Annotated in this window: 6 protein-coding genes; 1 reads left to right on the top strand and 5 read right to left on the bottom strand. The window is 71.6% G+C overall.

Annotated features, from left to right (window positions below; all coding sequences use genetic code 11):
* Positions 1-3 precede the first annotated feature (3 nt).
* Positions 4-504 (top strand): DUF2087 domain-containing protein, encoded by a 501-nt coding sequence (locus tag ACQ3HE_RS10745; protein WP_430892707.1) that lies wholly within the window; start codon positions 4-6, stop codon positions 502-504.
* Positions 505-897: 393 nt separating this feature from the next.
* Here ACQ3HE_RS10745 and ACQ3HE_RS10740 read toward each other — a convergent pair whose 3' ends face one another.
* From ACQ3HE_RS10740 to ACQ3HE_RS10720, 5 genes are all read right to left on the bottom strand, one after another.
* Positions 898-2,529, bottom strand: a complete 1,632-nt coding sequence (locus ACQ3HE_RS10740) for a beta-N-acetylhexosaminidase (protein ID WP_430892705.1) — start codon at positions 2,527-2,529, stop codon at positions 898-900.
* Between the two features lie 115 nt (positions 2,530-2,644).
* Positions 2,645-2,995 carry a hypothetical protein gene (locus tag ACQ3HE_RS10735; RefSeq protein ID WP_430892703.1) on the bottom strand — a complete coding sequence of 117 codons (351 nt, stop codon included), beginning with the start codon at positions 2,993-2,995 and terminating at the stop codon, positions 2,645-2,647.
* A gap of 399 nt (positions 2,996-3,394) precedes the next feature.
* The gene (locus ACQ3HE_RS10730) at positions 3,395-5,137 is read right to left on the bottom strand and encodes a DUF5605 domain-containing protein (RefSeq protein WP_430892701.1); all 1,743 of its coding nucleotides are present in this window, start codon (positions 5,135-5,137) and stop codon (positions 3,395-3,397) included.
* A gap of 89 nt (positions 5,138-5,226) precedes the next feature.
* Entirely contained in the window at positions 5,227-8,055 is a 2,829-nt protein-coding gene (locus tag ACQ3HE_RS10725; RefSeq protein WP_430892699.1) for a family 78 glycoside hydrolase catalytic domain, read from the bottom strand.
* On the bottom strand, positions 8,052-10,529 hold the full coding sequence (locus tag ACQ3HE_RS10720) for a beta-glucosidase family protein (RefSeq protein ID WP_430892697.1): 2,478 nt from the start codon (positions 10,527-10,529) through the stop codon (positions 8,052-8,054). Before ACQ3HE_RS10720 ends, ACQ3HE_RS10725 begins: the two co-directional genes overlap by 4 nt.
* Positions 10,530-10,596 lie beyond the last annotated feature (67 nt).

Genomic DNA, 10,596 nt, shown 5'->3' with positions numbered 1-10,596 from the left:
GCCATGTCGGACGAGGAACGGACGACGACGGACTGGCGTGCAGTGGCCGCCGCCCTCGCGAACGACGACGCCCGGACGGTGTACGCGCAACTCGTCCTCGGGCAGGAGCCCGACCTCGGCGCCACCCAGCGTGCTGTGCGGCGAGCCGAGCAGAGCGTTCAGGCGTTGTCTCGGGTGGGCCTGCTGGATGTTGACGGACGCACTTCGGGCAGGGCGTTCCGGGACCTCCTCGCGGCCGCCGCACCGCCGAAGCGCGAAGGGATCGACCGCTTCCTGGTCGACGGTCGGATCGTGCAGTACCCGTCGAATCCGGACGAGCGGCAGGCGCTGTTGCAGCGCGTCGCGGCATCAGCGCTCCAGCCGGGCGAGGTGGTCGACGAAGCCGAGATCAACGAGCGGTTGTCCGCGTTCCACGACGACGTCGCGGTGCTCCGGCGATACCTCGTCGACGCGCAGCTCGTCGAACGCACGCGCTCGGGGAACGAGTACGCGCTCGTCACCTGAGGCGGACGCCCTTTTACAGGCTCAGGAGTCGAAGCGCGCGACGGTGGACCTCCTCCGGTCACTGAGCTTGTCGAAGTGGACACGGGGCTCGTGCGGGGCTGCCCTTCGACAGGCTCAGGGACCGGTGCGCGCGACGGCGGCCCTCTTCCGGTCACTGAGCTTGTCGAAGTGCGCACGGGGTCTTGTGGGGCCGCCCTTTGACAGGCTCAGGGGTCGAAGCGCGCGACGGTGGACCTCCTCCGGTCACTGAGCCTGTCGAAGTGCGCACGAGGGGCTTGCGGGGCCCTTCGACAGGCTCAGGGACCGAGTTGGGGCTCGGGGACCAGGCGGGAGGCTTAGGGACCGACGGGAGGCTTCGGGACCGGGCGGGAGGCTCAAGGCCCGCCGCCGGCGTCAGGCGCGGATGTCCTTCGTGAGTTCGGCGACGAGGGCGGCCCGCTGCTCGCGGGTGGACGGCCGACCCTCGGCGTCGGGACGCTCCTGCCACGGGAACGGTCCCGAAGCGCGGCGGTACTCGACCCCGAGGGCGTCGAGGCGGGCGAGGTGCTGCTGCAGCCGCGCCTCGAAGCCCGCGAGGTCGCGCTCGCGGCCGACCCAGGCGACCTCGGCGAGGGCGCACAGCCGCGGGTATGCCTGGTAGTCGATGACGCGGGCGGAGTCCATGTGCTCGGTCCAGATGTTCGCCTGCACCCCGATGATGTGCTCGGCCTGCGCCTCCGTCAGCTCAGCCGGCACCGGCTCGAAGGTGTACACCTCCGCGACGGTCAGCGGTGGCCCGACCGGGATCGGCTCACCCGGCAGCTCCGACTCGCGGTAATCGAGGTAGACGCGGTCGTCCGGGCAGGCGATGACGTCGTACCCCTGGCGTGCGGCGGCGACCGCACCGAACTCGCCGCGCCATGAAGCGACGGTCGCGTCTTTCGGCAATCCGCCGCCCTCGAGGATCTCGTCCCAGCCGTACAGGCGTCGGCCGGAGGCGGACAGGTGCGCCTCGAGCTGGCGGATGAACCACGCCTGCAGCGCTTCGACGGAGTCGAGCCCGCGCTCGGCCATGAGGGCTTGCGTTCGAGCGCTCGCTGCCCAGCGGGTCTTCTTCGCCTCGTCGCCACCGACGCCGATGAAGGTCGAGGGGAAGAGCTCCATGACCTCGTCGAACACGGTGCGGAAGAAGGCGACCGTCTCCTCGCCCATGTCGAGGATCGCCTCGTTGATCCCCCACCGCGTCCACACCGACGGCTCGTCCGCCTCCTGCGCCACATCCGGCACGCCCAGCTCCGGGTACGCGGCGATGATCGCTCGCGCATGACCGGGCAGGTCGATCTCGGGGACGACCGTGATGGACCGCTCAGCGGCGTAGGCGACGATCTCGCGCAGGTCGTCCTTCGTGTAGAAGCCGCCGTGCGGGCGGCCGTCGCCGGGAGCGTGCCGTGCTGCGCCGTGCTGGCTCTCGGTCCGCCACCCGCCGACCTCGGTCAGCTTCGGGAACGCGTCGATCTGGATCCGCCAGCCCTGGTCGTCGGTGAGGTGGAAATGGAGGACGTTGAGCTTGTGGCGCGCGGCGAGGTCGATGAACCGCAGCACGTCGGACGTGGGGAGGAAGTGCCTGGCCACGTCGAGCATGACGCCGCGCCACCCGAAGCGTGGGGCGTCGTCGATGGTCGTCGCCGGGACGGTCCAGTCGACTCCGGGGACGAGCGCACGGCGGTTGACCGCAGGGGGAAGGAGCTGGGTCAGGGTCACCGCACCCGAGAACGCGCCGGAGGCGTCGGCGGCGACGATGCGCACACCGTCCGCGTCGACCACGAGCCGGTAGCCGCCGGCCGCGACGGTGTCGTCGTGGATGAACGCGATGCTGTCGGTCCGCAGGTCGATCCGTGCGTCGAGGTCGAACCCGGTCGACGTCTGCAGCACCCCGCGCAACCAGCGGGTCGCGGCCGTGAAGCGGCGGTCACCGCCGAGCCCGGTCGTCTCGCTCAGCGTGAAGGCGCCGTCGTGCTGCTGGATGGATACGGGCAGTGGAAGCATCGGTGGTTCTCTCCTCGAGTGCTGATGGGCCGTTCTCAGGACCTCTGCGGCGCGGCTGGCCGGGAACCCGGTGACACGCCGGAGGACTCCTGAGAAAGGTCTCGGATGGTGGAGGTCAGGACGGGCGGTCGACGAGGGTGGTGAGCCGGTCGGCGATCAGCGTATCCGAGACGACGGTGAGCGGCGACTGACCGGCCTCGGCGGCGAGCTCGGCGATGCTGCGGCCGACGAGCTCGCGGAGGTCGGGGTGCGACACCTGCGCAATGCGCACAGCGGACCAGTCGACGCGCTCGTCGAACGGCGGCTCGGCGAAGGCGCGTTCGAGTTCGTCGACGATGGCGTCGTCCCGGAGACGGTCGATGACGGCGTCGCCGCCACCGCCCGTCACCCAGGTGGGCAGCAGGGCGGTGAGGGCGGTGCCGCGGAGGACGCCGCCCGGGCGGATGGTGCCGGTGCCGTGATCCATGGGCCGCTCTCCAGTCGTCGGGCGATTGCGCATGTTGCAACGGAGGTTGCGTCAATGCCCGACAACTGTAAAGGGTCCGAACAAACGTGTCAACGGTGTGGCGACGGGGTTGCGGGGGAGGGTTGCTCGGCACTTCGACAGGCTCAGTGACCGCGGGAGGGTGGCTCAGTGACCGGGGAAGGGTGGGCCTCGTGACCGGTGGCCGGTCGGCCAGCGAGCGGGGAGGGTTGCTCGGCACTTCGACAGGCTCAGTGACCGGGGATGCGGCTCAGTGGCATGGGAAGGGCGGGCTCGGTGACCGGACAAGCCCGGCTCTTTGACCGGACAAGCCCGGCTCGGTGACCGGACCCGCCCGGCTCAGTGACCGGGCGGGTCCGGGCCCGGCGGCCGGGCGGGCGGCTACTCCACGAGGCGGAGGCGGACCGCCATGAACTGGCGACCGGGCAGGTCGACCCGGACCGTACCGGTGTACGTGCCGGGGAGGGTCTCGACCGTCATGTTCCAGGTGTCGAGCACGTCGACGTGGAACTCGCCCTCGGGGAGGAAGACGTTGCGGAACCGCGGCCGGTTGAAGCCGAAGTAGCCGATGACGTAGCGGCCGGAGACTCCGCCCCACGGCACGTCCCAGTCGCCGGGCAGCGGGTCGAGGACACCCGTCGGGGACTCCGCCGAGATGCGCTCCAGGAACGCGATGCGGTCGGGACTCGAACCGATGAGCGGCCCGCCCTTCGACCAGAACAGCTCCTCCCGGTCGTTGAGGTAGGTCTCGCCGTGGCCGACGTAGCCGCCGCGGATCGCACCCTCCCAGAACCGTCGCACCATCTCCTCGCCGGTGATGTTGCCCCAGCCCTGGTCGATGTCGCCCTCGTAGGCGCACTCGTCGATGACGATCGGCTTGCCCCACTGCTCGCGCCAGGCGTCGGTGTTCTCCGCGGTCCGGTAGACGTCGACGCGCTGCACGCTGCAGTGCGTGATCCAGGGCTTCGTGTAGTCGTAGAACCCCTGGCAGTTGTGGATGGAGTTGAGGTGGCCGTGCGGGTCCTCCGCGCCGACGACAGCCGCGAGCCGCTCCCAGTCGTCGTTCGTCTTCGCCCAGAGCAGGTCGTACTCGTTCGCCATAGACCACCACACGTTCGCGAACGCGGCGAGCCGACGGACGGCGTAGCGGAGGTACCGTTCGTCGACGGCCGGACCGAGGTCAGCGAAGCCCCAGCGGTCGTAGGCGTGGAAGAGGATCAGGTCCGCCTCGATGCCGAGCGCGCCGAGCTGGGTGATGCGCCGCTCGAGGTTCGCCCAGTACTTCGGGTCGAAGCGCTCGTGGTCGAACCCTTCTGCGAGTGAGCCGACGAAGGGGAACGTCTCCGGCTCGTTCGCGTTGTAGAGGTACGACTTCGGGAACACGCACATGCGGATCTTCGTGAACGGCGCGGTCTCCAGGGCGCGCAGCGTCTGCTCCTGCAGCTCCTCGGGCTGGTGGGTCCAGGCGTAGGCGGTCGTGCCGAGCGGGCGATGACGGGTGCCGTCCGCGTGGGCGAAGTGGAAGCCGTCGACGCGCACCGGTCCGTGGCTGCCCGTCGCCGCGGCCGACACGGTGAACGCGCCGGCGACGCCGTCGAGTGATCGGGCGGTCGAGCTCGTGGTGAACGACCACTCGCCCTGCTCCTCGGCGAGCAGCCGCACCAGGTACCGGCCGTCGCCGTCGTAGAACCCGCCGACGGTGAGCTCGCGTGCGCCGTTCGTGAACGTCGCGCCGAGTTCCACGTCGACGAACGGGTTGCCGTGCGACGGCCCGTCCAGCCGGATCTCCACGACGCCGTACTGCGGGACGTCGCCGGGGACCGCCATGGTCGCCGAGCCGCGCGGGACGTCCTCTCCCTCGTAGTCGGGAGCGGGCTCGATCGCGGCGCCATAGGGTGCGCGGGCCTCGGGACCGTCGTCGACCTGTGCGAGCGCCGCCCAGAGACGATCCTTCGCCGCGTCGTCCTGCAGTTCCGGCACGATCGCCGACAGCTGCCCGAGACGGATGCTGCGGAACTGTTTGGCCATCGGCGACGCGGCGATGCCGGGCAGGAACTGCTCGAGGACGGTGCGACCCGCCGGGCTCTCGATGACGTCTCCGAAGGCGGAACTGCGGTCGAACATGGATCTCCTGTGGTCGGCCGAGCGGGTCGGCGGCGGGTGCTACTGGTGCAGGCGGTGCGAGTGTTGCACGTGGAACGGTCGAGTGGGGGTTATCGCGCAACTCCTGGTGTCGGAGTGGCTGCGGCCAGCGCCGCGTCCACGTCGTCGAGCATCGACGGCGGCGTGAACATGAGGAGCTGACGGACGGTCCGACCACGACTCCACTGGGTGCCGCGGCGGATGTCGTCGGCCTTGGCCTGATCGTGGGCACCCACCGAGTTGAGGAGGGCGTCGTACGCGGCCGGTCGGTCGATGATCTCGGAGAGCGGCGAGTCGAGGCCGAGCGTGATGTCGTCATCGGCACTCGAGCCGGCGTCCGTGACCTCGGCCGTCCACTCGTGACGACCGGACCCGACCGTCTCCTCCGCGGCACCCGGCAGTGCGACCGTCGCCGTCGTGTTCGGCGGCACGACCGCAGACACCCGGAGTGACGACCCTTCGCGTCGCCACGCCACCGACGCCTCGCCGTAGGGCGTGACGTGTCGGGCCTCGGCGTGGTCGAGCCCGTCGATCGGCCGCGGTGCGATCCGGAGTTCGCGGTAGCCGGGAGCCGCGGGGGCGAGGCCGGCCACGGTGCGGTGCAGCCAGTCGGCGACGGCACCGAGCGCGTAGTGGTTGAACGAGGTCATCTCGCCCGGGTTGACCGAGCCGTCCTCGAGCAGGCTGTCCCAACGCTCCCAGATCGTGGTCGCGCCCTTGGTGACGGGCGAGAGCCAGGAGGGGTTCTCGGTCTGGAGCATGAGGCGGCCGGCCGCGCGGAGGTGTCCGCCGTCGGCGAGTGCGTCGGTGATGAGCGGCGTCCCCACGAAGCCGGTGCCGATGCGGTAGCCGTCGGCACGGACGAGGTCGGCGAGGCGGTCCGCGAGGCGCTGCCGCAGGGTGGGGTCGTCGACGAGGTCGAACCGGAGGGCGAGGGCGTACGCGGTCGGCGCGTCGGACATCATCCGGCCGGCGGGGGTCACGTACTCGGCGGTGAAGGCCGCCCGACTCCGCTCGGCCAGTTCGCCGTACCGCTCGGCGTCCGCCGTCTCTCCGAGGAGCCCGGCGGTGTCGGCGAGGATCCGGAGGGATCGCGCGTGATAGGCGCTCGCGACGATGTCCGAGTCGACCCTGGCCTTCGCCGGCTGGTCCGGCGGCGCGCTCGGGTCGAGCCAGTCGCCGAGCTGGAAGGTGTTCGACCAGAGACCGTCGGTGCTCACCCGGAGGACGGCCTCCACCCAGGAGCGCATCGACGGGTACTGCTCGCGCAGGATCCCGAGGTCGCCGTAGCGCTCGTGGAGCACCCACGGCACGACGGTCGCGGCGTCGCCCCAGGCCGCGGTCGGGCCGCCACCGGCGAATCCGGACAGCGCGGCCGGGACCACCATCGGGACGACACCGTCCTGGTGTCCCTGCTCGAGCGCGAGGTCGCGCAGCCAGGAGTCGAGGAAGGCGGAGCTGTCGTAGAGGAAGCTCGCGGTCGGTGCGAAGACCTGCAGGTCACCCGTCCAGCCGAGCCGCTCGTCGCGCTGCGGGCAGTCGGTCGGGATGCTCAGGAAGTTGCCGCGCATGCCCCAGACGACGTTCTCGTGGAGGCGGTCGAGCAGCTCGTGCGAGGAGGAGAACCAACCCGTGCGCGTGAGGTCGCTGTGGAGGACGACGGCGGTGACCGATGCCGGGTCAAACGCGCCCGGACAGCCGTCGATCTGTGCGTAGCGGAAGCCGTGGAAGGTGAAGCGGGGCTCGATCGTCTGCTCGCCGTCGCCCGAGAGCGTGACGTGGTCGGTGGCCGCGGCGTTGCGGAGGGGGCGCAGGGCGAGTTCGCCCTCGTCGAGGACCTCCGCGTGCCGGAGCGTGAGCGTCGTGCCCCGCGGGCCGGCGACGGTGAGCCGGAGGCGGCCGACGAGGTTCTGGCCGAAGTCGAGGATGGTCGCGCCCGACGGCGAGGTGAGCACCTCCGCCACCGCGCGCTCCTCGATGCGACGGACGGGCGCGGCGATGCGAGCCTCCGGCACCGGGTGCGCAGCGTCGTCGACGAGGGCCGGGGCCCAGGTGGACGCGTCGAACGCCGTCGTCGACCAGCCGAGTTCGGCGAGGGTGGTGTCGATCGCCTCGCCGCCGTAGATGCCGCTGTCGACGAGCTCGGCACCGTCGGCCGCCGACCAGCTCGCATCGGTGACGAGCGTCTCCGTCGTCCCGTCGAGGTAGTCGAGCTGCAGCTGGGCGGCGAAGCGTGGCTGGTCGCCGTAGACGCGCTCGGCGAACTGGAAGAACCCGTACCGCTCGGTGTACCAGGCGCCGGCGACGGTCGCGGCGATGACGTTCTCACCCGGCTCGACGAGCGCGGTGACGTCGACGGTCTCGTGCACGAGGCGGTCGCCGTAGGCGGTCCAGCCGGGGGAGAGGACGTCTTCCGAGGCGGGCATCCCGTTCAGCTGCGGTTCGGCGGCACCGAGCGCGGTCCAGAACAGCCGGGCGCGACGGACGGGCCCGCCGACCGTGAAGGTGCGGCGCACCCGGATCGGTTGCGCAGGACGCTCGGGCGCTGCGAGACCGATGAAGCGGGCGGTCCAGGCTCCGTCGGCCAGGAACGCGGCCTCGACGACGGTCGGCTCGCTCCAGGGTGTCTCCTCCCCAGCAGTCGACGCGGCACGGACCTCGACGGTGCGCACCTCGTCTGGGCCGAGTGGTGGGAACGGCCAGGAGACGAGGACGGAGTCGCGGCCCTCGACACGTGCCGTGGCACCACTGCCGTCCCGGAGCTCGGCCCAGGCCTGCACCCAGTCGGAGCCAGCGGTCTCGACGGTCCAGCTCAACCGAGGCGTCGGCGTCGCAACCGCGGGGCTGTCGTCACGGGTCTCCGCCCGCAGTCGGCCGATCCGCGCGACGTGCGCGGTCATCGGGAGGTCCCGGCTGCGATGGTGACGACATGCTCGTCCACGAGGTCGACGACGGACGATCCGATCCGGAGGGTGACGTCGCCTGGCTCGACCTGCCAGCCGTCCGCCCAGTGGGCGAAGACCCGGGCCGGCAGCGCGACCTCCCAGGCGACCGATTCGCCGGCGCCCGCGCGGACGACAGCCGATCCGACGAGCCAGCGCACGGGGCGGTCGACCGATGAGTCCGGTCGCTCCGCGTACACCTGCACGACGTGCTTGCCGGCGCGGTCGCCGGTGTTCGTCGCGGTCCCGGAGACGCGGGCGTCACCGGAGGCGACGTCACCCGAGACTTCGCCACCGTCGATGGACCAGCTCGTGTACCCGAGCCCGTGGCCGAACCAGTAGGCGGGCGTGGCACCTGAGCGGAGCCACGCGCGGTAGCCGATGTGGATGCCCTCTTCGTAGCGGAGCACGCCGTCCACCGGGGTGACGTCGAGCACCGGGACGTCGTCGAGCGCCGCAGCCCAGGTGGTGCTCAGGCGACCACCGGGTTCGGCGACCCCGAGCAGCACGTCGGCCAGGGCGTTGCCCATCTCCTGTCCGCCGAACCAGCCGAGGAGCACGGCGGCGACCTCGTCGCTCCAGGGGAGCAGGACCGGGGCGCCGGAGTTGACGATCACGACGGTGCGCGGGTTCACGGCGGCGACAGCCCGGACGAGCTCGTCCTGACGGCCGGGGAGGGTGAGGTCGCTGCGGTCCCAGCCCTCCGATTCGACCTTCGAGTTCGTGCCGACGACCACGACGGCGACATCGGCCGCGCGGGCCGCCTCGACCGCCTGGGCGATGAGGGCGTCGGGGTCGGAGTCGTCGGGAGCGCGACCGACGGTGACGCTGATCGCGCCGAGACCGTTCTCGCTCGGGGAGAGGTCGAACTCCGCGCGGAGTTCGACGGCGACGTCGGCCTGGGCGGCGAACGCCCCGGTCGCCGACGGCGGGGCGAGCAGCGCCGCGCCGAGGTCGTTCCCGACGACCACGGGTTGCTCGTCGACGAGGAGGACGCCGTCGACGAAGAGTCGGCCGTGGAGCCCCGTGGCGAAGCCGAGTCGCAGTTGCTCGGTGGCCTCCGGCGTGTACGTGGTGGTGAGCACGAGCTGCGACGCCGTGGTGACCGGGGCGTCGCCGCCGAACCAGACGAGCGCGGTGGACCGGCGGTCCTCGGTGAAGAGTTCCGCGCCGTCGGCATCGAGGAACGTGGCGACGAGACCGGGGTCACCCGTGCGCGGGTTGGTGAGGCGCTCGAGCGGAAGCTCGGCGACGCCCTCCTGCACGATCGCGCCGACGGCGTAGTCGATCGTCGCCTCGGGGAGCGCGAGTCGGAGTCCCTCGAGTGGGCTGACGGTGTGCTCGGGGAGGACCGTCGCACTGCCGCCGCCCTGGGTGCGCGAGTCGCGGGCGTTGTGCCCGATGACGGCGACGCGGGTGAGCGAGGCCGCGTCGAGGGGGAGCGTGCCGTCGTTGTCGAGCAGCACGATGCCCTCAGTCTCGGCCTCGCGGGAGAAGGCGACCCCGTCGACCGGAGCGGGCGCCAGTGCTTCCTCGCCGAGGGCACCGACGCGGACCGCGAGCGCGAGGAGCCGGGCGACCTTGCGGTCGACGTCGGCTTCGGCGACGCGGCCGTCGCGGACGGCCTCGACGAGGGCCGCGCTCCATGCGGGAGCAGGGCCGGGCATGGCGAGGTCCTGCGACGCCGGTGCCGAGCCGAGGCTGCGGACGCCGGTCCAGTCGCTGACGACGACGCCGTCGAAGCCCCACTCCGAGTTGAGCGGCGTCTCCAGGAGGTCGTTCTCGCTCATCGTGACGCCGTCGACGGAGTTGTAGGCGCTCATGATCGCCCAGGTGCCGGCTTCGGTCACCGTGCGCTCGAACGGCGCGAGGTAGAGCTCGCGGAGGGCACGCTCGCTCGCGTGCACGTCGACCGTGAAGCGGTCGGTCTCGGAGTCGTTGGCGACGTAGTGCTTGGGGGTCGCGGCGACGCCGTTGTCCTGCAGGCCGCTGACGTAGGCGGCCGCGAGCGATCCGGTGAGTTCCGGGTCCTCGCTGAACGCCTCGAAGTGCCGCCCGCCGAGCGGGGACCGGTGGAGGTTGATGGTCGGGCCGAGGACGACGTCGACGCCTTTGCGGCGGGCCTCGGCCGCGGCGACGGCGCCGTATCGGTAGGCGAGCGACGGATCCCACGAGGACGCCAGCGCGGTCGCTGACGGGAGGTTGATGGACGGCGAGCGCTCGTCCCACAGCGGGCCGCGGACGCCGGCCGGGCCGTCGGACAGGACCATGGCGCGGAGGCCGATCTTCTCGAGCGGCACCGTGGTCCAGAAGTCGGCGCCGGAGACGAGCGCGACCTTCTCCTCGAGGTCGAGCCGGGCGACGAGGGCGGCGATCGCCGCGGTGTCGACGGGCTTCGTGGCGGCGGCGTGCCGGGGAGTGGTGATGGTCATGCGATGTGGGTCCGTTCTGGGGTGGCCCTTCGACAAGCTCAGGGACCGGATGGTGGGTCTCAGAGAC

Source organism: Plantibacter auratus, from assembly GCF_050587365.1.
In the GTDB taxonomy this organism is placed as follows: domain Bacteria; phylum Actinomycetota; class Actinomycetes; order Actinomycetales; family Microbacteriaceae; genus Plantibacter; species Plantibacter auratus.
Note: the sequence above shows the minus strand (reverse complement) of the source record. Positions and strands in the feature narration are given on the sequence as shown.